We start from the raw sequence: 25,096 nt of genomic DNA, 5'->3' as shown, positions 1-25,096 counted from the left end.
GGGCGGATCAGAAGGTGTAACCGACCCGCGCGTAATAATATCCGCCGTTGATGCCGATCGGCGAGAACGACGGGTACTGCGTCACCGCCGCCGTGTTGAGCGCCGCGCGCGCCGCCGCCACATACTCCCGATTGACCTTGTCCGGATACTTGTTGAACAGGTTGTTGGCGCCGGCCGATACCGTCACCGCCTTCGTCACCCGGTACGACACTTCCAGGTCCGTCGTGAACAAGGTGTCGATCTTGGTCTCGAAATAGTTGACGTTGTTGAGCGAGCTATACCCCGACGACGGCCCGTAGATCGATTCGCGCAGGTTGACCGTCCAGTCCCCCTTCTTCCACAAGCCGCCCAGGTTGACGCGCACCTTCGGCGACGAGTTCTCCAGCGAGGCGATGGCCGACTGGTCCAGCAAGCGCTGCGGCAGCAGCTGCGACGGCGCCTGGTTGACCTTGGTCACCGTGACCTGGTTGTAGTTGGCCGCCGCCGACCAGTCCACCCGGCCCAGGTCGCCGAAATTGCTGCCGTACGACAGCACCGCCTCGATCCCCTTGTTGCGGGTGTTGGCCGCGTTCGAGAACACGCTGATGCCGGTGCGCGTGACGGTCGGGTCGAGGATGTTGCCGTTGGCGCGGATGGCGGCCACCACCGCCGGCGAATTGACGGTGTTGCCCGACCCGAACAGGGTGCCGCTGCCGACGATGCGGTCGTGGATGCTGATGCTGTAGGCGTCCACCGTGACGGTCGCTTTCGGCACCGGATGGAACACCATGCCCAGGCTGTAGTTCTGCGACTTCTCCGGCTTCAGGCCATTGATGCCGACCAGCGCGGCGGCAGGCGAGTTCGGCGCCAGCTGCACCGACGCCTGCGTCGGCGAGACGTTGGTGGCCGAGTAGTACTGTTCGGCCATGGTCGGCGCGCGGAAGCCGTTGCTGACGGTGCCGCGCAGCGCGAACGCCGGGGTGAAGTCGTAGCGGGCCGTGAACTTGCCGACGCGCGCGCTGCCGAAGTCGCTGTAGTCCTCGAAGCGGGCGGCGACGTCGATTTTCAGATTGGCCACCGGCGAGCCGGCGACGTCGACATAGACCGATTTGTTGTTGCGGTCGTGCTTGCCGGCGTCGGTCAGCGAGAAGCCCGGATACGATTGCGAGCCTTCCTTGTAGCGCGAGGCGGGGTCGCCGGCGCCGATCTCGTAGCCGTCGCGGCGGTACTCGACGCCGCCTGCCACCGACAGCGGCGAGGCCCAGCCGACGGCGAACTCGCGGTTGACCTCGAGCGACGTGGTCCACTGGGTGGCAGTGAAGGTGCCGGCGTGGAACAGGGTCGGCGAGGCGCCGGTGTCGTTGAACAGCGAGATGTTGCCGGAGTTTTTGACGCCGATTTTCGCCTCGTCCTTGCCGTAGGTGCTGCTCAAATCCCAGTTCCAGCCGGCCAGCTCGCCCTTGGCGCCGCCGGTGAAGCCGTAGTCGGTCTCGTCCAGCGTCTGCTTGGGGTTGAAGCCGTTCGGGTACATGCGCGGAATGCGGTTCGGCACGCGGTAATTCTGGAACGAATCGGCCTCCTTCTTGCCGTAGGTGGCGATGGTGTACAGCTCGGTGCCGCCGAGATCGACGCCGCCGTTCAGGGACAGCAGGTTCAGGTGGTAGGCGGCGTCGCCGGAGATCTTGTTGGCGTACGGATAGCCGTCGGCCTGCGTCAACGTCGGCATCGACGCCAGGTTGGCCGGGTTCGTCACGCGCGGATCGACGTCCGAGCGCATGCTGTGGCCGTGGTACTTGGTTTCGCCGGTCAGGTTCAGGTAGCTGTTGGCGCTCGGCTCGAAGCCGATGTTGAAGCTGGCGTCGCCGGTCTTGCCGCCTTCGTCGAAATAGCGGCCGGCGGTGCCGGTCAGCGAGCCGCCCGAGTTGTCCTTCTTGAGGATGATGTTGATCACGCCGGCGATCGCGTCGGTGCCGTACTGGGCGGCGGCGCCGTCCTGCAGCACTTCGATATGGTCGATGGCGGCCACCGGGATGAAGTTCAGGTCGGTCGCGGCGCCGCCCTGGAACGGCCCGGCCAGCACCGCCAGGTTGGCGGTGGTGTGGCGGCGCTTGCCGTTGACCAGCACCAGCGTGTTGTTAGGGCTCAGGCCGCGCAGGCGGGCCGACAGCGTCATGTTGGCGGTATCGCCGCCGAAGGCCTGGGCGGTGAAGGAGGGCAGGTTCTGCGCCAGCGCCTGGATCAGGTCCGGCTGGCCGGTGCGTTCCAGCGAGCCGGAATCGAGCACCTGGATCGGCGACGCGCTATCGACCGCCTTCAACCCGCCCCGGCGGGTGCCGGTGACGATGACGGCCATCACGTTGTCGCCGGCGGCGGCGGGCGCGGCTGCGGCTGCGGCCGCAGCGTCGGCCGCGCCCGCGCCTGCGGCGGTTTCGGCGTCGGCGGCCATCACGTTCGCTGCCGCGCCGGCGGTCAGTGCCAGCAGTACGGCTTGGGTCAACAAGCGTTTTTTCGTGTGCATCGGTTGCTTCATTGGTGCCGCTCCTTCAGGTTTAAAAAATTTAGGCGCAAGTGTCCCCAGACCCCGTCGCGGGGTTTTCTTTTGGGCTACAGGTGGGTGGACGCCGGCATGAAACTGGCGTAAGGGACAATTACCTTATCGCAAGATGTGTGCCAAGATAGCAAACTGAAAGCTATGTAAATACTTTAGCGGATTGGCGGGGGCGGCTGCCCGGGAGGCGATTTTTTTTATGCAGAAATCCGCATGCGCCGCTTTGTAACAAAGTTGTTACAAGCGGCGTCCAGGGATGCACTGTTTTGGTGTAGTCTTGCTGTTACCGCGCGGTGGCGATCAAATATTGCGCCGCCTTGTCGAAGGCGGTTGTGTCGATATCGTCAAGTTCGAGCAGCGTCGCCGCGCCGAATTTGACGAAGTTGCGGTCGATCGACCTCAGATAAGCCGGATCGTAATGCCGCTCCAGCAATTCCTCGACCAGCGGCGCCATCTGCCCGCCGTCTGACAGCGCTTGCCAGCGGTTGATCGTCTCGCGTCCGTGCAGCGCCGTCAAATGCTCCAGCTGCTCGTTCAGCGACGCCGGGCTGACCAGGAAATGCTGATAATCCTCCATCAGCAAGCGCACGCGGTTGGCGCGCGACAGGGTCAGCGAAATGCAGTCCGACGCCCGCATCGACTCCATCAGCGCCGTGGGCACGCGCAGGTTGCCGACCTTCTTGCTCTCGGACTCGACAAACACCGGCAGCGCCGGGTCGAAGCGGCGTAGGGTTTCCCAGATGCTCGTTTCGAACGCCTTCTGGCTCGGCTGCGGCTGGCTGGGCAGGTTGCCCAGCACCGAGCCCCGGTGCGCGGCCAGCTGTTCCAGATCCAGCACTTGCGCGCCGTGCGCGTGCAACACCTCCAGCAAACGGCTCTTGCCGCTGCCCGTCGTGCCGCACACGACCTTGAAGCGCAGCGGCGGCGCCACCTCCAGCGCGGCGTTGACGTGCGCGCGGAAGGCCTTGTAGCCGCCGTCGAGCTGCACCACGGGCCAGCCGACCTTGGCCAGGATGTGCGCCATCGAGCCGCTGCGGTTGCCGCCGCGCCAGCAATAAATCAGCGGGCGCCATTCGCGCGGCTTGTCCAGCCACAGCCGCTCCAGGTGGTTGGCGATGTTGGCCGCCACTAGCGCGGCGCCGACTTTCTTGGCCTCGAACGAGTTGATCTGCTTGTACATGGTGCCGACGCGGATGCGCTGCTCGTCGTCGAGCACCGGCGCGTTGATGGCGCCGGGCAAGTGGTCGAGCGCGAATTCGGACGGGCTGCGCGCGTCGATGATGGCGTCGAAACTGTCCAACTGCCGCAGCACGTCGTCGATGCCGAGAATTTCCGGATACTTCATTTTGCCTTGATGGTTTTTTGCAGCACGGGCCAGATATTGGCCAGGATGGTCGGGTGGGCTTGCGCCAGCGGATGCAGGCGGTCGGGCTGGAACAGCGCGGTCTTGTCGGCGACGCCGTCGAGCATGAACGGCACCAGCGGCGCCTTGAATTCCTTGCTCAGCGCGCCGTACATGGCGAAAAATTGCTCCGAGTAGTCGCGCCCGTAGTTGGGCGGTATGCGCATGCCGACCAGCACGACCTTGGCGCCGGCCCTGGTGGCGGCCTCGTTCATCGCGCGCAGGTTGGCCTCGGCGGCCTTGACCGGCAGTCCGCGCAGGCCGTCGTTGGCGCCCAGTTCGATGACCACTAGCGCCGGTTGATACTTGGCCAGCAGCGCCGGCAGCCGGGTGCGGCCGCCGCTGGTGGTCTCGCCGCTGACGCTGGCGTTGACCAGCACGGCGTCGATCTTCTCGTCCTTGAGCTTCTTCTCGGCCAGCGCCACCCAGCCGGCGCCGCGCGCCAGGCCGTATTCGGCCGACAGGCTGTCCCCGAGCACAAGCACGGTTTTTGGTGCAGAATAGGCGCTCGCCGCTGCCGACAACATGAGCAGGGCGGCCAGTGCGTGTACACTTAGTTTCTTCGATAAATCTGTTACCAACTTACTCAATACATTTCGCATGCCCGATTTCCCTAAAGCGTCTTCCAATTTCGTGCCGGATGGTCCCGGCGGCGGTTATAGCACGGCAAGTACGGCGGCCGCCGTGGCCGACGGCGCGGCCATCGCCGTCGTCGGCCTGGCCAAGCGTGTCGCCGATGCCAGCGGCGAACTGACGATCTTGCACGAGGTGGATTTTACCGTGCAAAAAGCCGAGACGCTCGCCATTGTAGGCGCATCCGGATCGGGCAAGTCCACTTTGCTCGGTTTGCTCGCCGGCCTGGACACGCCGAGCGCCGGCAAGGTGGTGCTCGACGGCGTCGACATCTACGCGCTCGACGAGGACGGCCGCGCCGCGCTGCGCAAGGAAAAACTGGGCTTCGTGTTCCAGTCGTTCCAGCTGCTGGCGCATTTGACGGCGGTCGAAAATGTCATGTTGCCCCTGGAATTGAGCGGCGCCACGCACGCGCGCGAGAAGGCGGAAGCGATGCTGGACCGCGTCGGCCTTGGCAGCCGCTTGAAGCATTATCCCAAATACCTGTCCGGCGGCGAGCAGCAGCGCGTGGCGCTGGCGCGCGCCTTCGTCACCGAGCCGCCGCTGCTGTTCGCCGACGAGCCAACCGGCAGCCTGGACGCGGCGACCGGCGAATCGGTCATCAAATTGATGTTCGAATTGAACCGCCAGCACGGTTCGACGTTGGTGTTGGTCACGCACGACCAGTCGATGGCGGCGCGTTGCGGGCGAACCATCACCATCGCCGCCGGAAGATTGGTCTGACGTAGGGCGGATTAGCGTAGCGTAACCGGCCATGCATGCGCCTCCGATGGCAGCCGCAAGGCCGATGACGAGGTTCCGCCAATCCGCCCACGTGTCATACGTGTCTTCTTGCCAACGGGCCTATCTGCCGTGATGCTGCACCATCCGGTTCAGCGCCACCCGGATCGCCGGTATCAACTCGCCGGCCGTCAAGCCGATCGGCCCGGCGCCGTCGGCCACCAGCACATCGGCGGCCATGCCGTGCAGCCACACGGCCCCCAGCGCCGCCTCCCACTGCGGCCAACCCTGCGCCATCAAGCCGCCGCACAGCCCCGCCAGCACGTCGCCGGTTCCCGCCGTCGCCAGCGCCGGATTGCCGGTGGTGTTGATGACCACCGCGCCGGTGGGCGCGGCGATCACCGTGCCGGAGCCTTTCAGCACCACCACCGCGTTCAACGACGCCGCCAGCTTGCGCGCCGCCAGCACCCGGTCCGCCTGCACCTCGGCCACCGGACACTCCAGCAAGCGCGCCGCTTCCAGCGGATGCGGCGTCAGCACCGCCGGGTGCTTGCGCCCCGCGAGCGCCTCGCGCAGCGGCGGCGTGGCCGCGATCAGATTGAGCGCGTCGGCATCGGCCAGCAGCGCGCCGTCGCCGGCGATGGCGCGCGCCAGCAAACCGGCTGCCGCCGACGAGGCCCCGAGGCCCGGGCCTATCACCAGGGCCGCCGTCTCCAGATCGAAATCGCCGGCGCCACGGCACATCAGTTCCGGCTGGCCGGCGTCGCACGGCAGCGGCTCGTCGACGAACAAGGCGTAGACCCGGCCGGCGCCCGTGTGCAGCGCGGCGCGCGCGGCCAGCAACGGCGCGCCGGCCATGCCGCGTGCGCCGCCAATCACCGCCACGTTGCCGTAGCTGCCTTTGTGCGAGCTGTGCAGGCGCGGCCGCAGATGGCGCGCGAACAACTTGACGTCGTTCACGTGCATGCTGGCCGGCGGGAACAGGGCAGCGTCGATGTCGAGCCGCGAGACGTCCACCAGGCCGGCGTGGTCGCGGCCCTCCCAGGTGTGCAGGCCCGGCTTGTCGGCGATGAAGGTGATCGTGTGCGTGGCGCGCACGGCCACGCCTTCCGCTCCGACGACGGCGCCGGTGTCGGCATTGAGGCCGCTGGGCACGTCGAGCGCCAGCACCTGGCACTTGAGCAGGTTGACCGCCTCCACCAGCGAGCGCATGGCGCCGGTCAGCGGCCGCTTCAGGCCGATGCCGAACAGGCCGTCGACCACCAGGTTCCAGTCGGCGCCGGCCACCAGCGCCTCGGCGGCGCCGGCCGTCCCGGTGGCCGCGTCGGTATCGGTGGCACCATCGGTATCGGCGGCCTCGGCGAACTGCGCGTCGCTGACGCGCGCCCGCTGCAGCGCGGCCTGGCGTTCGGCCGAGGACTCGCCGGTGGGCGGGTAGTGCAGCACCGTGACGCTGGCGCCGGCGTAGGCAAGGTGGGCGGCCGCCTCGAGCGCGTCGCCGCCGTTGTTGCCGGGACCGGCAAGCACAAGCACCCGGGCGCGGTTGGTGGAGAACGGCAGCATGTCGAGCGCCGCGTTGGCGCCGGACTGGCCGGCGCGCTGCATCAGCGCGCCGTCCGGCAGTACCGCCGCGGCGGCGTGTTCGATGGCGCGGATCTCGGCGACGGAGTAGAGTCTATTCATCGTGCCATCTTAGCATCAAAATTTGTGGGGCACCGCAGGAACGGCGCTTCCAAGCGTGCCGCCCACACACTACAATAGACGCTTCACTAGGTGTTTTGGGGCATGCATGGATTGGCAATTCTGGATCGACCGCGGCGGCACGTTCACCGATATCGTGGCGCGTCCGCCCGATGGCCGCCTGCGTACGTTGAAGCTGTTGTCCGAAAATCCGGAACACTATGCCGACGCCGCCATCGCCGGCATCCGCCAGTTGATGGGCGTCGCAAAGGGCGCGCCGATGCCGGTGGCGCGGATCGGCGCCGTCAAGATGGGCACCACGGTGGCCACCAACGCGCTGCTCGAACGCAAGGGCGAGCCGACCGCGCTGGCCATCACGCGCGGCTTCGGCGACGCGCTGCGCATCGCCTACCAGAACCGTCCGCGCCTGTTCGACCGCCACATCGTGCTGCCCGAGCTGCTGTATCGGCAGGTGATCGAGATCGACGAGCGCGTCGGCGCCCACGGCGACATCGTCGCCGCGCTCGATCTCGACGCCGCCCGCGCCGGCTTGCAGGCGGCCTACGACCAGGGCCTGCGCTCGCTGGCGATCGTCTTCATGCACGGCTACCGCTACCACGAGCACGAGGACCGGGTGGCCGAGGCGGCGCGGGCGATCGGCTTTACTCAGGTGTCGGTGTCGCACCAGGCCAGCCCGATGATGAAGCTGGTCGCGCGCGGCGACACCACCGTCGTCGACGCCTACCTGTCGCCGATCCTGCGCCGCTACGTCGACCAGGTGGCCGGCGAGATGCCGGGGGTGAACCTGCAGTTCATGCAGTCGAGCGGCGGCCTGACCGACGCCCGCGCCTTCCAGGGCAAGGACAGCATCCTGAGCGGCCCGGCCGGCGGCATCGTCGGCATGGTGCGCGCCAGCGAACTGGCCGGTTTCGACAAGGTGATCGGCTTCGACATGGGCGGCACCTCGACCGACGTGTCGCATTACGCCGGCGAGTTCGAGCGCGTGTTCGACACCCAGGTGGCCGGCGTGCGCATGCGCGCGCCGATGATGAGCATCCACACGGTGGCCGCCGGCGGCGGCTCGATCCTGCACTTCGACGGCAGCCGCTATCGCGTCGGCCCCGACAGCGCCGGCGCCAATCCCGGCCCGGCCAGCTACCGGCGCGGCGGGCCGCTGGCGGTCACCGATTGCAACGTCATGCTCGGCAAAATCCAGCCGCAGCATTTCCCGCGGCTGTTCGGCGGCGACGGCGGCCAGGCGCTCGACGCCGCGACCGTGCGCGCCGGCTTCGGCGAGCTGGCCGCGCGCATCTCCGCCGCCACCGGCCTGGAGACGACCGCCGAGCAGGTGGCCGAGGGCTTCATCGAGATCGCCGTCGGCAACATGGCCAACGCGATCAAGCAGATCTCGGTGCAGCGCGGCCACGACGTGACCGAGTACACGCTTACCAGCTTCGGCGGCGCCGGCGGTCAGCACGCCTGCCTGGTGGCCGACGCGCTGGGCATGAAAACGGTGTTCGTCCACTCGCTGGCCGGCGTCATGTCGGCCTACGGCATGGGCCTGGCCGACCAGAGCGTGATGCGCGAGGCGGCCGTCGAGGCGCGCCTGACCGAACAGCTGCGGCCGGACCTGGGCGCGCGCCTCGAAGCGTTGGGCGAACAGGTCCGCGCCGAGCTGCACCGCCAGGGCGTGGCCGACGCGCGCATCGCGCTGATACGGCGCGTGCATCTGCGCTACGAGGGCACCGATTCGGCGCTGATCGTGCTGTTCGATACCAACGACAGCATGCAGGCCCAGTTCGAGGCGGCGTACCGCAAGCGCTACTCGTTCCTGATGCAGGCCAAGGCGCTGATCGTCGAGGCGGTGTCGGTGGAGGCGGTCGGCAAGTCCGACGCGCCGGCCGAGAACGTCGCGCCGCCGCCGCCGCGCGCCGGCGGCCTGGCGCCGGACGCCATCGTGCCGATGTACTCGGGCGGGCGCTGGCGCCAGACCAATCTGTACCAGCGCGCGTCCACGCGCATCGGCGACATCCTCGACGGCCCGGCCATCATCGCCGAGGCCAACGCCACCACGATCGTCGAGCCGGGCTGGCAGGCCGAGGTCTCGCCGCACGACCATCTGGTGCTGCGCAGGGTGGCGGCGCTGCCGGCGCGGCGCGCCATCGGCACCAGCGCCGATCCGGTGATGCTGGAGATCTTCAACAACCTGTTCATGTCGATCGCCGAGCAGATGGGGCTGCGCCTGCAGAACACCGCGTACTCGGTCAACATCAAGGAGCGGCTCGACTTCAGCTGCGCCATCTTCGACGCCGAAGGCAACCTGATCGCCAACGCGCCGCACATGCCTGTGCACCTGGGCTCGATGGGCGAGAGCATCAAAACCGTGATGCGCGAGAACGCCGGCAAGATGCGCGCCGGCGACGTCTTCATGCTCAACGACCCGTACAACGGCGGCACCCATTTGCCCGACGTGACCGTCATTTCACCGGTGTTCGACGAGGCGGCCGAACAGATCCTGTTCTATGTCGGCTCGCGCGGCCACCACGCCGACATCGGCGGCACCACGCCCGGCTCGATGCCGCCGGACTCGCGCATCATCGAGGAAGAGGGCGTGTTGATCGATAATTTCAAGCTGGTCGACGGCGCCGACGGCGGCCGCCTGCGCGACGCCGAAACGCGGGCCCTGCTGGCCGGCGCGCGCTATCCGGCGCGCAATCCGGACCAGAACATGGCCGACCTGCGCGCGCAGGTGGCCGCCAACCAGAAAGGCGTCGACGAATTGCGCAAAATGGTCGCGCACTTCGGCCTGGACGTGGTGCGGGCCTACATGGGCCACGTGCAGGACAACGCCGAGGAAGCGGTGCGGCGCGTGATCGGCTCGCTCAAGGACGGCGCCTACACGCTGCCGCTCGACAACGGCGCGCAAATCCAGGTGGCGGTGCGGGTTGACCGGGCCAATCGCGGCGCCGTGATCGATTTCACCGGCACCTCGGCCCAGCTGGACAACAACTTCAACGCGCCGTCGGCGGTGTGCATGGCCGCCGTGCTGTACGTGTTCCGCACCCTGGTCGACGACGAGATTCCGCTCAACGCCGGCTGCCTCAAGCCGCTGAAGGTGATCATCCCGCCGGGTTCCATGCTCAATCCGCACTATCCGGCGTCGGTCGTGTCGGGCAACGTCGAGACGTCGACCTGCATCACCAACGCGCTGTACGGCGCGCTGGGGGTGATGGCGGCCGCGCAGGGCACGATGAACAATTTCACGTTCGGCAACGCCAAGTACCAGTACTACGAAACCATCAGCGGCGGTTCCGGCGCCGGCCCGGGCTTCGACGGCACCAGCGTGGTGCAGACCAATATGACCAACTCGCGCCTGACCGATCCCGAAATCCTGGAGTTCCGCTTTCCGGTGCGGCTGGAGAGCTACGCGATCCGCCGGGGCAGCGGCGGCGCCGGCCGCTGGCGCGGTGGTGACGGCGGCGTGCGCAAGGTGCGCTTCCTGGAGCCGATGACGGCGGCCATCCTGTCGAACAACCGCATCCACGCGCCGTTCGGCATGGCCGGCGGCGAACCGGGCGCGCTCGGACGCAACACCGTGCTACGTAGCGACGGCGGCGTCGAGCAGCTGGGCCACATCGGCAAGGTCGACATGCTGCCGGGCGACGTGTTCGTCATCGAAACGCCCGGCGGCGGCGGCTACGGCGAAGCGGAGCGCGCAACCGGGCGTTGATCCGGGCCGCGCAGCGCGGATTTGCTCGCTATGCCCCTGGCACGTCCACGCGTTTCAGATGGCGTCACGCGTCGATGGGATACCCGCCTGCCCGGGCGCGGCGCGGGGCCGCTGTGTAAACATGGTCGAGAACATCGGCTTCAGGAAGCTGGCGCCGTAGCGGCTCAGATGGTCGTCGTCGAAGTACATCGAGCGGTTGTTCACCAGCGCGTCGCAACGGTCCTTGCCGCACAGGTACGGCAGCGGATCGAGGATGGTCACGCCGCACCGGGCGGCCGCCGCGTCCTGCGCCTCCCACACCGGCGCGTGCCGCGTCCGATACTCGCCAAGCGGCATGGAGATCTTCCGGCGCTCCCCCAGCACCATCGCATGGCCCAGCGTACTGGGCACGTCGATCCGCATCTCCGGGACCGGCCGCATCATGTAGACCTTGTGGTGCCTGGCGATGGCGCAGGCGGTGTCGATCATGTTCTGCCGTACTTCACGGTAAAACGCCGGACTGCGCGCGGCGTAGGGCTTGCCAAAATGGATATCCGGAACGTTGACGTCCTCGTCCACCTCATCCTCGTTCGGTCCCCGCATGTAGAGCGAGCTGCGGTTGATGATGAGCACCGGCACCGCGGCCGGCACCGTTTCCATCCGGCGCATGACCCACGCCATGAAGCGGTCGCAATGGAAGGACGGATCGTTGCTGCTGTGGATGTTGAGCATGGACGGGCAGCCGGACATGGCCCAGCGCACGGCGCCCATGTCGGCCCGGGGGAGTGCGCTTTTGACGGCCCCGAACAGCGCCCCGGCGTGGCTGTCGCCGAGCACGATCACTCCCGGGTTGGCGCCGCCCGCCACGCAGCCGTCGTCATTGCCGTGCTCGAGGATGCGGCAATCCGGAAACGCATCCTCCTTCTCTTTGGCGACGGCGAACATCTGTTGGACGTCGTCCGGCAGGCGCGATGGAATCCCGCCCAGGTAGGCGATCATCGATCCGGGCAGCACGATGGCCGCGCAGGCGCCGGCCAGCACGGCGGAGCCGGCGCCGCGCGCCATGGTCTCCAGCGGCCGGCGCATGCGCGTTTCGACCAGCGCATACGACAGGTGGCCGAGCACGAAGGTCAGCGCCACGCAGCAGGCGGTCAGGACCAGGTTGTTCTTGTCGCCGAAATAGTAGATGCCCACCACCAGCGGCCAGTGCCACAGGTACATCGAATACGAGCGTTCGCCGATCCAGCGCAGCGGCGCCCAATTGGTGAGGATGGAGTCCTGCTTGGCGGCGATCAGCACCATCACCGTGCCGAGCACCGGCACCAGCGCGCGCCATTGCGGCCAGACCAGATGCCCGAAGGTCAGGATGGCGCAGGAGATCAGGGCCAGGCCGCCGATCTCGAGGCCGTCGCGCAGCGCCGCCGAGCGTGGCGGCGCTGACGCCGTCAGCGCCACCAGGCCGCCGGCGATCATTTCCCACGCGCGGAACGGCAGCAGGAAGAAGGCGGTGGCCGGTTTGCTGGCGCCCGTGTGCAGGCACAGGCCGAGCGACAGCAGGCCGCCGCCGACTAGCAGCAGTAGCAGGGCGCGCGGCGACGGCCGGATTTTCCAGGCCAGCAGCATCGCCACCGGCAGCAGCATGTAGAACTGCCATTCGACCGACAGCGACCAGGTGTGCATCAGCCAGATGCCGTGGGCGTGGGCCGTGAAGTAGCCGGCCTCGCGCCAGAATTTTATATTCGAGAAAAACAGCACGGCGCCGCGGGCCTGCTCACCGTAGGCGCCGAATTCCTCCGGCGACATGACGAACCAGCCGATGACGAACATCGTCGCGCACATGACGATCAGCGCCGGCCAGATCCTTTTGCCACGGGCCAGAAAGAAGTTCCACAGAAAAGCGGACGGCGCGGCCGCCGCGCCGCCTTGCAGCGCGCGCGCGATGATGCCCGTCATCAGAAAGCCGGAGATCACGAAGAAGATGTCGACCCCAACGTAACCGCCGTCGAAGCCGGCTACTTTAAAGTGAAACAAGATCACAGCGAGTACCGCCCATGCCCGCAGTCCATTAATATCCGCGCGAAAACCCCGGTGGCCCGCCTTATCCATACTCGTCCCTGTCAAAATTACCGTTGCTTAACTATTACCGCAATAGTTAGTAATTTTACCATAAAAATATAAAAATGCTATTAAAATGGCGGATGCGCCAGGGCGTGGCAGCGCGGCGGCGCGGCCAGCAGGTGGATGGCGCTACCATGGGTAGCGTCAGGCGATACCGTGGAGTTGGCGCTTGTTGAAAAGAGGGGTGTTCAGTACAGTTCGCTTTTGTCCAAAGACGAGACAATCATGCGTACCTTATTCAGGCTCCTGCGCGGACACGGAACGCCCAACTCGGCGGTCGTTTCCGCCTTCGTGTTATGCGCGCTGTACTTCGTGTCGTGGTATCTGATCACCCATTGGTCGGACTTCCCGGCCTCGCCGATCTTCTACCGCTGACGCGGCGCCGCGCCGGCCCTAGGCCGTGGTGGCGATACCGTACTTGCGCTGGGTGTGATAATACTGCGCCTGCAGCGCCTCCAGCGACGGATGGGCCGGGTCGATCTTGCGCATGCGCTCGAGCAGATAGGCGCATTGCTCGGCCAGCGGCACTTCCCAGCCCAGATCGTCCAACTGCTTCAACATCGCCGAGGCCGCCGCCGGCAGCAGCGACATGTTGGCCGGCGCCTTGCGCAAACCGGCGTTGAGCGTGTCGAGCGCGCCGCGCAGGTCGCCGTGGCCGCGCATCGCGGCCGCGTCGGACAGCAGCTCGCCCACCTGCATCTTGATCTGTTCGCCCATGCCCTCGGCCAGGTCGTGGCGGCCGGCCCGTTCGAACACCTGCACTGCGTCGTCCATCGTCACGCCGCTGTCGGTGTCGTTCATCAGGTTGAGCATGACGTTCGACGCCTGCTGGTCGAGCTTGACGCTCAGGCAGCTGTGCACCAGGCCGATCTTCAGGCCGGTCGACAGGCCGCGCGCGTTCTCGATGGCGTTGACGGCCGTCGTCAGTTCGGTGGCGGCGCCGGCCAGGTTGCCCGTCATTTCCTGCACCAGGCCGGCGGCGATGGCGCGGCACGCCTCGGTGTTGGCGTTGCCGCGCAGCGAGCGCTCCATGTCGCGGATCACGCCGCTGGCCTGGTTGGCGTCACCTTTCTTGACCAACGTTTTGACCAGCTTGACGTGGTCCTCGGGGTCGCGGAACTCGGAATACTTGGCCTTGGCGACGACCTGCTTGAAGGCCTTCTCGGCCACGCCGACATCGCCGGTCTCCAGCGCCACCTCGCCCAGGTGGCGCAGCCGGCGCACCATGTTGGGGGAGATGCCGACCGCGTCCTCCAGCACCTTCTTGGCCGACTCCTGCTGGCCCAGCGCCTCGTGGGTGCGCGCCAGCAGGTCGTAGGCGGCCATGAATTTCGGATGCTCGTCGAGCAGGGCGACCAGCGTTTGCTGCGCCTCGACGAATTTTTGCAGCCCGAACTGGCAGCGCGCCATGCCCAGGTGGGCCCAGGCGGTGGGGCGGGTCATCAGGATGGTCTGGTAGACGAATTCGGCCTCGACCAGGTCGTCGATCGACACCAGCAGCTCGGCGCGCAGGCGGGCGTAGTCGTTGGCGTAGCGCGGATGCTTATCCTCGCCCTCCTTGCAGCTGCCGATGGCCTTGCGGATGCTGCCGGCGGCGAGCTGCTGGTACACCGGCCAGAACACCTCGCGCCGGTCGACGGCGCGGCCGATGCGCTGCAGCAGCGAATCGACGGTGAACGGTTTGAGGATGTAATCGGTCGGCGCCAGCTCGACCGCGCCGATGACCTTGCTATACACGCCCTCGGAGGTGAGCATGATGAAGATGGTCCATTGGGCGATCAGCTTGTGGTGGCGCAGGTCTTCCAGAAGCTGTTGTCCGTCCTGGCCGTTGGCTTCGCCGCTGCCGTTGCCCAGGTCGTATTCGCACAGCACGATGTCGTAGGGCTTCTTGGACAACTGCCGGATGGCGGTACCGGAGCTGACCGCGTATTCGATCTTGGTGATGGACGATTGGTTCAGCATATTGTGCAGGCTGCCGCGCATCCCCGGGTTCGGGTCGACGATGAGCACCGACAAGTCGCTATATTCCGGCATGATGAAACCTCTGCTTGTGTTCCCGCTTATTCGGCTTAGCATACTCCAAGGCAAGTAAAAATGTTACAGAAACCAACTGTTTAGCGCCGAAACAGGGGCTTTTCAGGCCGAAATGGGCGATTAATGTTGCTTCGACGGCAGTTTTTGAGTGGAAATGGCGCTGTATGGGGAAGCTGCTAACGGGTATAATGCGCGCAAAGGAACACTGCAAGAATTAGCCTCATGCCCCATCGCCCTTTAATCCGCAGCCTTGCTGCATCAACCATCCTCCAAATATGTTGATTCTGCCGGGCTCCAACGCCCTGTCCGCATTCCGTAGCCAACGCCTGTTGACCCAACTGCAAGCCGCGCTGCCGTCCGTCGCCGCCGTCCAGGCGCGCTATGTCCACTTCATCGACGCCGCCCAGCCGCTGTCGGCCGACGACACCGGCCGCCTTGGCGCGTTGCTGACCTACGGCGAGCCGGCCCACGCCGACAACACCGACGGCGCGGTCGAAGAATTCTTCGTCATCCCGCGTTTCGGCACGATCTCGCCGTGGGCTTCCAAGGCCACCGACATCGTCCACAACTGCGGCATGGCACACGTCAAGCGCGTCGAGCGCGGCATCGCCTTCCGCATCAACCTGAAGACGGGCATTTTGGGCAGCAGCATCGGCGCGCCGAAGAAACTGTCGGACGACGAAGTGCAGACCGTCGCCGCCTTGCTGCACGACCGCATGACCGAATCGGTGCTGCGCTCGTCGGAGGAGGCCGCCGGCCTGTTCCGCACCCTGGACGCCAAGCCGCTGGAGTCGGTCGACGTGATCGGCATGGGCAAGAATGCGCTGGACAAGGCCAACACGGACCTGGGCCTGGCGATGTCGGACGACGAGATCGAGTACCTGGACGCCGCCTTCACCAAGGCCGGCCGCAATCCGACCGACGTCGAACTGATGATGTTCGCGCAGGCCAACAGCGAGCATTGCCGCCACAAGATCTTCAACGCCGACTGGACCATTGACGGCGTGGCGCAGCCGAAGTCGTTGTTCGGCATGATCAAGAACACCCACCAGTTGCAGCCGAAGGGCACCATCGTCGCCTACAGCGACAACTCGTCGATCATGGAAGGCGCCGAAGTGATGCGCTTCTTCCCGCAGGGCGAGGCGCAGCAGTACGCGCCGATGACCGAATTGACGCACACCCTGATGAAGGTGGAAACCCACAACCACCCGACCGCGATTTCGCCGTTCCCGGGCGCCTCCACCGGCGCCGGCGGCGAGATCCGCGACGAGGGCGCGACCGGCCGCGGCGCCAAGCCGAAGGCCGGCCTGACCGGCTTCACGGTCTCGAACCTGCTGCTGCCGGGCGCCGTGCAGGCCTGGGAAAACGACATCGACGTCACCGCGCCGGTGGCTGGCTACCGCGACAGCGCGTCCGCCAAGGCTTACGGCAAGCCGGACCGCATCGCCTCGGCGCTGCAGATCATGATCGAAGGCCCGCTCGGCGGCGCCGCGTTCAGCAATGAATTCGGCCGTCCGGTGCTCGGCGGTTACTTCCGCACCTACGAACAGAACATCGGCAAGCAGTTCGCCGGCGCCCAGGACACCGTGTTCGGCTACCACAAGCCGATCATGATCGCCGGCGGCATCGGCAACATCTCCGGCCAGCACACGCACAAGAACGACATCCCGGTCGGCAGCCTGCTGGTGCAGCTGGGCGGCCCCGGCATGCGCATCGGCATGGGCGGCTCGGCCGCGTCGTCGATGGCGACCGGCACCAACACGGCCGACCTGGACTTCGACTCGGTCCAGCGCGGCAACCCGGAAATGGAACGCCGCGCCCAGGAAGTGATCAACGGCTGCTGGCAGCTCGGCGCGAACAATCCGATCATTTCGATCCACGACGTCGGCGCCGGCGGTTTGTCGAACGCCTTCCCGGAGATCACCAACGACGCCAAGCGCGGCGCGATCTTCGACCTGCGCAAGATCCCGCTGGAAGAAAGCGGCATGGCGCCGAAGGAAATCTGGTCCAACGAATCGCAGGAACGCTATGTGCTGGCCATCGCGCCGGAGAGCCTGCCGCTGTTCAAGGCGCTGTGCGAGCGCGAGCGCTGCCTGTTCGCCGTCGTCGGCACCGCCACCGAGGAACGCCAGCTGAAGCTGATCGATCCGGAGCTGGGCAACGAGCCGGTCGACATGCCGATGGATGTCCTGCTGGGCAAACCGCCGAAGATGCAGCGCGACGCGCACCACGTGCGAAACGATTTCCCGGCCATCGACCTGACCGGCATCGAACTGGAAGAAGCGGCCAAGCGCGTGCTGCTGCTGCCGACCGTCGGCGACAAGTCGTTCCTGATCACCATCGGCGACCGCACCGTGGGCGGCATGTCGGTGCGCGACCAGATGGTCGGCCCGTGGCAGGTGCCGGTGGCCGATTGCGCCGTCACCGCGATGAGCTTCGAAGGGTATCTGGGCGAGGCGATGGCGATGGGCGAGCGCACGCCGCTGGCCGTCATCAACGCCGCCGCGTCGGGCCGCATGGCCGTCGCCGAATCGATCACCAACATCGCCGCCGCGCCGATCAAGGATATCTCCGACATCAAACTGTCGGCCAACTGGATGGCCGCCTGCGGCCAGCCGGGCCAGGACGCGGCGCTGTTCGACACCGTCAAGGCGGTCGGCATGGAATTGTGCCCGGCGCTGGGTATCAGCATCCCGGTCGGCAAGGATTCGCTGTCGATGCGCACCACGTGGAAAGACGATGGGGACGGGGAGCCTCGACCTAAAGCGGTCACGTCGCCAGTGTCGCTGATCGTCTCGGCCTTCGCGCCGGTGTACGATGTGCGCAAATCGCTGACGCCGCAGATCAAGACCGACGCCGGCGACACCGCCATGATCCTGATCGACCTGGGCCGCGGCAAGAACCGTCTGGGCGCCTCGGCGCTGTCGCTGGTCATCGGCCAGCTGGGCAACGAGACGCCGGACGTCGACAGTCCGGAAGACCTGAAAGCCTTCTTCGCCGCGATCCAGCAATTGAACGCCGACGGCAAGCTGCTGGCCTACCATGACCGCTCCGACGGCGGCCTGTATGGCACCCTGACCGAGATGGCCTTCGCCGGCCGCGCCGGCCTGTCGATCAACCTCGACATCCTGACCCTGGAACAGGGCCATGGCGCCGACCAGGGCGACGCCAAGAACTGGGCCGGCCAGATCGCCGAACGCCGCAACGAGCAAACCCTGCGCGCGCTGTTCTCCGAGGAGCTGGGCGCCGTGATCCAGGTGCGCGCCGACGAAAAGTCGCTGGTCATGGACGTGCTGCGTTCGTTCAACCTGGGTGCGTGCAGCCATATCATCGGCAAGCCGAACGACCGTGGCGTGATCGAATTCACCCGCGACGCCAAGATCATCTACAACCAGCCGCGCTCCGCGCTGCACCGCCTGTGGAGCGAAACCAGCTGGCGCATCGCCCGCCTGCGCGACAATCCGGCCTGCGCCGACGCCGAATACGACCGCATCCTGGACGAAGCCGAACCGGGCATGACGCCGAAGATCACCTTCGACCTCGCCGAGAACGTGGCCGCGCCGTTCATCGCGACCGGCGTGCGTCCGCGCGTGGCGATCCTGCGCGAGCAGGGCGTCAACTCGCACATCGAGACCGCGTACGTGATGCACCAGGCGGGCTTCAACGCCGTCGACGTGCACATGAGCGATCTGATCGCCGGCAGGGTCAAGCTGGACGACTTCCAGGGCATCATCGCCGTCGGCGGCTTCTCGTACGGCGACGTGCTGGGCGCCGGCGAGGGCTGGGCCAAGACCATCCTGTTCAACGCCGCCTTGTCCGAGCAGTTCGCCCGCTTCTTCGCGCGCACCGACAGCTTCGGCCTGGGCGTCTGCAACGGTTGCCAGATGATGAGCAATCTGAAGTCCATCATCCCCGGCGCGCACGCGTGGCCGAAGTTCACCACCAACAAATCGGAGAAATTCGAAGCGCGCTTCGCGATGGTGGAAGTGCTCGATTCGCCGTCGATCTTCTTCAACGGCATGGCCGGCACGCAAACGCCGATCGCCATCGCCCACGGCGAAGGCTACGCCGACTTCACGCAGACCGGCAACATCGCCGAGGCGGTGGCGGCGATGCGTTTCGTCGACCAGCGCGGCGCGGCCACCGAGGCCTATCCGTTCAACCCGAACGGCTCGCCGCAGGGTCTGACGTCGGTGACCACCGCCGACGGCCGCTTCACCGTGATGATGCCGCACGCCGAGCGCGTGTTCCGTTCGGTGCAGCAGTCGTGGCATCCGGCAGCGTGGGGCGAGGATTCGCCTTGGATGCGCATGTTCCGTAACGCCCGTAAGTTCGTGGGCTAAAACCGGCGCGCAACCGCGCGCTGGGATATCGAGGCAGCCGGGAGCAATCCCCGCTGCCTCGTTGACGCTTCGGGCAAGCTTATCGAAAATCTATGAATTGTATTTTATTAAAATATAATTAATGTTATTGTATTGGCTGGCAAATTTGCCAACTAATTTAATAAACGAGGATTTCGATGAAACTGCGCATACTCGCATCCATTTTGAGCGTGTTGACGTTTTCCGCCCAGGCTGCCGCTCCTGGACATTACTCAGTGACCTCCCTCGGCTCGCTGGTCGGCCTGGATATGAACAACCATGGCCAGGTGGCCGGGTATACGTTCGCCTCCGGCAGTCAGCAGGCCGCGATCTACAATGGCGGTACCGTGTCGGCGATCTCCGGCACCACGGGAATTTCGTTCGCCAACGGCATCAACGACGCCGGCCAGATCTCCGGTAATTTCGGTGACTATGCCGAACGGGGCTTCCTGTATTCGTCGGGCTCGCTGACGGCGATCGCCGGTTTCGAGGCCTACGGCATCGATAACCAAGGTAGTGTTGCCGGAATTGCTAGCCACCCCACGCAATTTGGCGGCTATACCACCACGTCGTCCCTCTACGCCAACGGTCAGATGACGGACGTGAGTCTGGGTGGGCAGTTCATGCGCACGATAGGCATCAGCAAGGGCGGCACGATGTACGGCTTTGGGAATCCGCCGGATTCCGGCGCGATGAATCCCTATACGTACCGCAATGGCGTTCTCACCAACTACGCGAACGTCCTTGGCGAGTCGGCCATCATCGCGGCGGCCAACGACCACAATCAGTTATTGGGTACCGACGTTGCCTCGCTGTCACACTTCATCTACTCGAACGGTGTCGTGGAATACCTGCCGAGCGGCATAGGGTATGACAGTATCAACAACGCCGGTTGGGCCGTCGGTGGGTTGCAGGATCTGACCGATTACAGCTTCCTCAAGGGGCTGTTGTTGGTCGATGGCGTGTCGTACGACTTGAACTCGCTGATCGATCCGGCCTCCGGTTGGAACATCACCAGCGCAAGCGTCATCAACGAAAACAACCAGATCCTGGCGCAAGGTTGCAATGCCAACGGTTGCGGTTCGCTGCTGCTGTCGCCGTTGACCGTTGGTTCCCCGGCGGGCTCTCCGCTTGGCGGTCCGGTCGCGGCGGTTCCAGAACCTGAAACCTACGGCATGATGCTGTTGGGATTGGCCGCCATCGGTGCGGCCGCGCGTCGTCGTCGCAAGCAGGCTGCGAAATAATCGACGTGGTTTAAATATCGGAGGCGATGTTTTTATTCGCCTCCCGATAATTGAGCGGGGAAAGCCTGGCTTTCTCCGTTACGGTGAATATCCGCACAGCTTGCGGATTGTGGCGCGCATAGTCCCTCAGCGCCCGGGCGATCGCTTTCTAAATGATGAACTCCTTTTAATGCGCGCATTGCGGCGAATAGGAAAAGTGCAAAGCCTCATCGGTTTTATGCCGCCATCCCAATTGGTGTAATAGCGCGCCGCGCCGCACCCACATATTCCTATGACCGATGGCCTGGTCCATCAACCTGATTGCGCATATAAACGGCGATCTGCGCGCGACGCGCCGGATCGGCGACGCCTTCAAGGGCAAGCACAATAGCGTCAATATCCGTTTCCTCGGGAGGCAAGGGGCAAAGGGATCAAATTAAGCTAAAGACTGGCACGTAATCGCCAAAATATGGCGCAAACAGCCAGGTCCAACGGCCGTGGCGCCATCTGAGCCCCGTAGGCGGATTGGCGGCCGCGTAATCGGCCTAGCGCCGCTGACGGCCAGGAACAACGGCCGATTGCAAATGCTATAGTCCTGGTACAACGCGCGCGACACAACCTACCGTCCAATCAAAAGGAGCAACAATGTCAATCGATTGGCAATCCTTCACCCCATGGACATCGCTTGCCGGTGGCATATTAATCGGCTCGGCAGCGAGTGTACTGATTTTATTCAACGGTAAAATAGCCGGCATCAGTGGCATACTCGGCGGTTTATTCCATGCTCAAAAAACCGATATCAGCTGGCGCCTGGCATTCATTGCCGGCCTGATCGGCGCGCCGTTACTTTACCGGCTATTCACCGAACTGCCCGTTATTCAAATCGACGCCAATCTCGGCGTACTGATCGCCGCCGGCCTGATAGTCGGCGTGGGAACCCGTTACGGTTCCGGTTGCACCAGCGGCCACGGCGTCTGTGGCTTATCCAGATTATCGCCACGCTCCCTGGTGGCGACAATAGCCTTTATGGTAGCCGGATTCGCCGCCACATACGTGTTTCGTCATTTAATCAACTAGGGGAGGGAGCATGCCTATATTCACCGCTTTACTGGCCGGACTGGTGTTTGGCATCGGCCTGATAATTTCCGGAATGGCCAATCCCGCCAAGGTGCTTGGTTTTCTCGACCTCGCCGGCGCCTGGGACCCGTCGCTGATGTTCGTCATGGGCGGCGCGATTGGCGTGGCGTTCGTCGGCTTCGCGGCGGCCGCCCGGCGCAAGCAGACGCCATTCGGCGCGCCGATCACGCTGCCCACGGCGCGCCGCATCGACCGGCCTCTGGTGATCGGATCGCTGCTGTTCGGGATCGGCTGGGGCATCGCCGGCTTTTGTCCCGGCCCGGCGCTGGTCGGCGTGGGTATGCTGCAACCCAAAGCGCTGTTGTTCGTGTTGGCCATGCTGGCCGGCATGGGCCTGTTCGAATGGCGCCGGCGCACCGCCGCGTGAAAGTGTTGCCTGAAAAGCAAAACGCCCGATAAACCGCATCGGGCGTTCCATGCAAGCGGGGCGGCCGGGCCGCCCCGTTCAAGCCTGCCAGTGTTACTGGACCTTGGCTTTCTTGATCAGTTCGTCGCGGTAGGCGGCGATCTTTTTCTGTTGCAGGGCTTCGGAAACCTGGCCCTTGACCTCGGCCAGCGCCGGCAGCTTGGTCGCGCGCGACTCTTCCAGCTTGATGACGTGGTAGCCGAACTCGGTCTTGACCGGGGTCTCGGTGATCGCGCCTGGTTTCAGGGCGACCATGGCGTCAGCGAAAGGCTTGACCAGCTTGGCGGGCGTCATCCAGCCCAGATCGCCACCGTTGTTGGCCGAACCGTCTTTCGATACCTTGGCCAGTTCTTCGAACTTGCCGCCGGCTTTCAGCTTGGCGATGATGTCCTTGGCTTCCTGCTCGGTCGCGACCAGGATGTGGCGCGAGTGGTATTCCTTGTCGCCGACGGCGGCTTTGTACTTGTCGTATTCGGCCTGGATTTCAGCATCCTTGACCGGGTTCTTCTTGACGTAGTCGGCCAGCATGGCATTGATGGTGATGCTCTGCGCGGCGTTGTCGATGGCCGACTTCACTTCCGGCTTGGCGCCATAGCCCTGCTTGCTGGCTTCCTGCAGCAGCACTTCGCGGCCGATCAGTTCCTTCTTGACCATTTCGCGCAGTTGCGGGCTGTCGGGCTGCTGGCCCTGGGCGACCACTTGTTTGACCATCTGGTCTACCTTGGCGGCAGGAATAGCCTTGCCATTGACGGTCGCGGCGTTTTGCGCGAAAACCGGGGCTGCAACGACAGCGATCAGTGCTAACAACAGACGGGCTGGCTTCAACATCATTATTAAATCCTATAAAAAAACAAGAAATCGCACTCGGCGGTGCATTGTACCAACGCAGAATCAAAAACGGCGCCCCGCAGGGCGCCGCCTTTTATAACATTACTGCACTTTTGCTTTCTTGACCAGTTCTTCCTGGTACGCCTGCAGCTTCTTCTGCGCCAGCGCTTCGGAAATCTGCGGCTTGACTTCTTCCAGGGTCGGCAGCTTGGCCGGACGGATGTCGTCGACCTTGATGACGTGGAAACCGTTCGGGGTCTGCACCGGCTTTTCGGTCACGGCACCTTTTTGCAGGGCCACAAAGGCGGCCGAGAACGCTGGCGGGAAGGACGAAGGCGAGGCCCAGTCCAGATCGCCGCCGTTGGCAGCCGAACCGGTGTCTTTCGACGTTTTGGCCAGATCTTCGAACTTGGCGCCGGCTTTGAGCTTGGCGATCACGTCGTTGGCTTCGGCTTCGGTGGCGGTCAGGATGTGACGCACGTGGTATTCCTTGTCGCCGGCCTGCTTCGTGAAGCGGTCGTACTCGGCCTTGATGTCGGCGTCGGCGATCGGGTTCTTCTTGATGTAGTCGGCGATCATCGCGTTGATGATGATGGCCTGGCGGGCGTTGTCGATCTGCGCCTTCACCGCGGCATCCTTGCCGAAACCTTGTTTTTCCGCTTCCTGCATCATCACTTCACGGCCGATCAGGTCTTTCTTGATCAGGTCGCGCAGTTGCGGCGAGTCCGGCTGCTGGCCTTGGGCCACGACTTGCTTGACGACGGCTTCGACGCGCGAAGTTGGGATGGCTTTGCCATTAACAACGGCAACGTTCTGTGCGAATGCAGGCACGGCGACAACGAGAAGTGCGATCAGCAAACTGGCTGGCTTGAAAGTCATTATTAATTCCTGTAAGGGGAAAGTTTTAGCGAAATTGCCTGGAAGGAGTTGGATCAGCTATCTGTCTTTGTGTTCAGTTATTCTTGAAACCGATAGGACCGCTCCTCGCCGGGCGCTACATCATACTTCGGACGGAGCCAATGCGGTAATGGCCAATGCATGTATTTCACTATGCATCATATCGTGCACGGAATCATACACGAGTCGATGTCTTGTGACGAGTTTCAGGCCCTCGAATTGTAACGAAACGATTCTGACATTGTAATGAGCGCCGCCGGAAGCGGCGCCGGCGTGTCCGGCGTGCATCGCGGAATCGTCTTCCAGCACCAATTCCACCGGCGACAGCGCGGCCTGGAAGCGGCCGCGCATGCGGTCCATGCGGGTATCGCTCATGTCGGATCCTTCATATGGCGCGACAAATAAATCGTCTGCCCAACGATAAACACAAACATGATGGCCGTCGAGCCGAAGGCCTTGAAGCTGACCCAGGCGCTGGTATCGCCTTTAAAGAGCACGAAGGCGACATACCAATTGAGGATGCCCATGGCGGTGAAGAAACTAATCCACGCGAGGTTGAGGCGCGACCAGATCACATCGGGCAACTCGATGATTTCGCCCATCGATTTGCGCATCAGATTCTTTTTAAAGACGAATTCGCTGACCAGCAAACCGACGGCGAAGAACCAATAGACGATACTCAGTTTCCATTTGATGAATACTTCATCGTGCAGGTAAATCGTCAGCCCGCCGAAAAACACAAACATGCCCAGCGAGAACCACATCAGAAATTCGACTTTTTGACCGCGCAGCTTCAGATAGGCGATCTGGGCGATCGTGCCGATGATGCCGACCAGCGTGGCCAGCACGATCGGCGACTGGTCCGCCGTGACCGAACCGCCGGAGATGATGCCGCTCAGATATGTGTTGATGAAGTGCTGCGAGGCCTCGGCGTTGGCGCCGGAGAGCTTGTAGGCGCCGAAGAACAGCAGGACCGGCAAAAAGTCGAACAGAAATTTCATGGTGTCTTATAGCGTGGTTAGTCTTGTGGATCGAATCGCAAAGAGGCCGAATTGATGCAATAGCGCAGGCCGGTCGGCGGCGGGCCGTCCGGGAACACGTGGCCCAGGTGGGCATCGCATACCGCGCAAATGATTTCGGTGCGCAGCATACCATGGGTTCGGTCGGTTTTCTCGATCACATTGGCCGGGTCCAGCGCTTCGAAATAGCTCGGCCAGCCGCAGCCGGAATCGAACTTGGCGTCGGAACGGAACAGCGGCGTGTCGCAGCACACGCAGGTGTAGATGCCGTGCTCGTGATGATCCCAGAATTTGCCCGTGAACGCACGCTCGGTGGCGGCATGGCGCGTCACTTGATATTCCATCGGGTCCAGCATGTCGCGCCATTCGGCGTCGGATTTGGTTACTTTATTGGTCATGGAT

Annotated in this window: 18 protein-coding genes and 1 pseudogene; 7 read left to right on the top strand and 12 right to left on the bottom strand. The window is 64.5% G+C overall.

The window, feature by feature from the left end:
• Positions 1-7: 7 nt before the first annotated feature.
• The 3 genes from BMX85_RS14280 to BMX85_RS14270 all read right to left on the bottom strand — a co-directional run bounded on the left by BMX85_RS14280 (position 8) and on the right by BMX85_RS14270 (position 4,531).
• Positions 8-2,509 carry a TonB-dependent receptor plug domain-containing protein gene (locus BMX85_RS14280; RefSeq protein WP_229210453.1) on the bottom strand — a complete coding sequence of 834 codons (2,502 nt, stop codon included), beginning with the start codon at positions 2,507-2,509 and terminating at the stop codon, positions 8-10.
• A gap of 301 nt (positions 2,510-2,810) precedes the next feature.
• Positions 2,811-3,872: a tRNA 2-selenouridine(34) synthase MnmH gene (mnmH, locus tag BMX85_RS14275; protein ID WP_090319064.1), complete on the bottom strand. Its 1,062-nt coding sequence runs from the start codon at positions 3,870-3,872 to the stop codon at positions 2,811-2,813.
• Positions 3,869-4,531, bottom strand: a complete 663-nt coding sequence (locus tag BMX85_RS14270) for an arylesterase (protein WP_090319061.1) — start codon at positions 4,529-4,531, stop codon at positions 3,869-3,871. The genes mnmH and BMX85_RS14270 overlap by 4 nt, the downstream gene beginning before the upstream one ends.
• Before the next feature lie 31 nt (positions 4,532-4,562).
• On the opposite strand from BMX85_RS14270, the gene BMX85_RS14265 reads away from it, so the two are divergent.
• Complete coding sequence (locus BMX85_RS14265) at positions 4,563-5,285, top strand: ABC transporter ATP-binding protein (protein WP_090320065.1); 723 nt, start codon at positions 4,563-4,565, stop codon at positions 5,283-5,285.
• 120 nt (positions 5,286-5,405) lie between these two features.
• Here the strand turns inward: BMX85_RS14265 and BMX85_RS14260 are convergent, their stop codons facing one another.
• Complete coding sequence (locus BMX85_RS14260; RefSeq protein WP_090319058.1) at positions 5,406-6,965, bottom strand: NAD(P)H-hydrate dehydratase; 1,560 nt, start codon at positions 6,963-6,965, stop codon at positions 5,406-5,408.
• A 106-nt stretch (positions 6,966-7,071) separates the two neighbouring features.
• On the opposite strand from BMX85_RS14260, the gene BMX85_RS14255 reads away from it, so the two are divergent.
• Positions 7,072-10,692: a hydantoinase B/oxoprolinase family protein gene (locus BMX85_RS14255; protein WP_090319056.1), complete on the top strand. Its 3,621-nt coding sequence runs from the start codon at positions 7,072-7,074 to the stop codon at positions 10,690-10,692.
• 54 nt (positions 10,693-10,746) lie between these two features.
• Here the strand turns inward: BMX85_RS14255 and BMX85_RS14250 are convergent, their stop codons facing one another.
• Positions 10,747-12,777, bottom strand: coding sequence for an acyltransferase family protein (locus BMX85_RS14250; RefSeq protein WP_090319052.1), 2,031 nt, complete (start codon positions 12,775-12,777; stop codon positions 10,747-10,749).
• Between the two features lie 237 nt (positions 12,778-13,014).
• Here BMX85_RS14250 and BMX85_RS30500 point away from each other — a divergent pair, with 237 nt between their 5' ends.
• Positions 13,015-13,164: a hypothetical protein gene (locus BMX85_RS30500; protein WP_177196725.1), complete on the top strand. Its 150-nt coding sequence runs from the start codon at positions 13,015-13,017 to the stop codon at positions 13,162-13,164.
• An 18-nt stretch (positions 13,165-13,182) separates the two neighbouring features.
• Here BMX85_RS30500 and BMX85_RS14240 read toward each other — a convergent pair whose 3' ends face one another.
• Positions 13,183-14,823, bottom strand: coding sequence for a response regulator (locus BMX85_RS14240; RefSeq protein ID WP_090319047.1), 1,641 nt, complete (start codon positions 14,821-14,823; stop codon positions 13,183-13,185).
• Positions 14,824-15,098: 275 nt separating this feature from the next.
• Between BMX85_RS14240 and purL the strand changes: the two genes are divergently transcribed.
• A complete protein-coding gene (gene purL / locus BMX85_RS14235; RefSeq protein WP_090319044.1) occupies positions 15,099-19,166 on the top strand; it encodes a phosphoribosylformylglycinamidine synthase in 4,068 nt (1,355 codons plus the stop codon).
• 176 nt (positions 19,167-19,342) lie between these two features.
• Positions 19,343-20,428 (top strand): PEP-CTERM sorting domain-containing protein, encoded by a 1,086-nt coding sequence (locus tag BMX85_RS30990; protein WP_090319041.1) that lies wholly within the window; start codon positions 19,343-19,345, stop codon positions 20,426-20,428.
• Between the two features lie 10 nt (positions 20,429-20,438).
• On the opposite strand, the gene BMX85_RS30985 is transcribed toward BMX85_RS30990, so the two are convergent.
• Positions 20,439-20,570 (bottom strand): DNA alkylation repair protein, encoded by a 132-nt coding sequence (locus BMX85_RS30985; RefSeq protein ID WP_255372386.1) that lies wholly within the window; start codon positions 20,568-20,570, stop codon positions 20,439-20,441.
• 401 nt (positions 20,571-20,971) lie between these two features.
• On the opposite strand from BMX85_RS30985, the pseudogene BMX85_RS14225 reads away from it, so the two are divergent.
• Together BMX85_RS14225 and BMX85_RS14220 are read left to right on the top strand one after the other, a co-directional pair.
• A pseudogene (locus tag BMX85_RS14225) lies at positions 20,972-21,484 on the top strand (YeeE/YedE family protein); the annotation flags it as partial.
• 10 nt (positions 21,485-21,494) lie between these two features.
• Positions 21,495-21,911, top strand: coding sequence for a YeeE/YedE family protein (locus BMX85_RS14220; protein WP_090319034.1), 417 nt, complete (start codon positions 21,495-21,497; stop codon positions 21,909-21,911).
• Positions 21,912-22,004: 93 nt separating this feature from the next.
• Here BMX85_RS14220 and BMX85_RS14215 read toward each other — a convergent pair whose 3' ends face one another.
• The 5 genes from BMX85_RS14215 to msrB all read right to left on the bottom strand — a co-directional run bounded on the left by BMX85_RS14215 (position 22,005) and on the right by msrB (position 25,092).
• Positions 22,005-22,781 carry a peptidylprolyl isomerase gene (locus BMX85_RS14215; RefSeq protein WP_090319031.1) on the bottom strand — a complete coding sequence of 259 codons (777 nt, stop codon included), beginning with the start codon at positions 22,779-22,781 and terminating at the stop codon, positions 22,005-22,007.
• A 99-nt stretch (positions 22,782-22,880) separates the two neighbouring features.
• Complete coding sequence (locus BMX85_RS14210; protein ID WP_090319028.1) at positions 22,881-23,657, bottom strand: peptidylprolyl isomerase; 777 nt, start codon at positions 23,655-23,657, stop codon at positions 22,881-22,883.
• A 120-nt stretch (positions 23,658-23,777) separates the two neighbouring features.
• Positions 23,778-24,050, bottom strand: a complete 273-nt coding sequence (locus BMX85_RS14205) for a BolA family protein (protein WP_090319025.1) — start codon at positions 24,048-24,050, stop codon at positions 23,778-23,780.
• A complete protein-coding gene (locus tag BMX85_RS14200; RefSeq protein ID WP_090319022.1) occupies positions 24,047-24,676 on the bottom strand; it encodes a septation protein A in 630 nt (209 codons plus the stop codon). Before BMX85_RS14200 ends, BMX85_RS14205 begins: the two co-directional genes overlap by 4 nt.
• 17 nt (positions 24,677-24,693) lie before the next feature.
• Positions 24,694-25,092 carry a peptide-methionine (R)-S-oxide reductase MsrB gene (msrB, locus tag BMX85_RS14195; RefSeq protein WP_090319019.1) on the bottom strand — a complete coding sequence of 133 codons (399 nt, stop codon included), beginning with the start codon at positions 25,090-25,092 and terminating at the stop codon, positions 24,694-24,696.
• Positions 25,093-25,096 lie beyond the last annotated feature (4 nt).

Origin of the sequence: Duganella sp. CF517, from assembly GCF_900110275.1 — a bacterium.
In the GTDB taxonomy this organism is placed as follows: Bacteria; Pseudomonadota; Gammaproteobacteria; order Burkholderiales; family Burkholderiaceae_D; genus Rugamonas.
The sequence above is the reverse complement of the archived record's forward strand: the minus strand, read 5'-3'. Positions and strand labels throughout refer to the sequence as shown.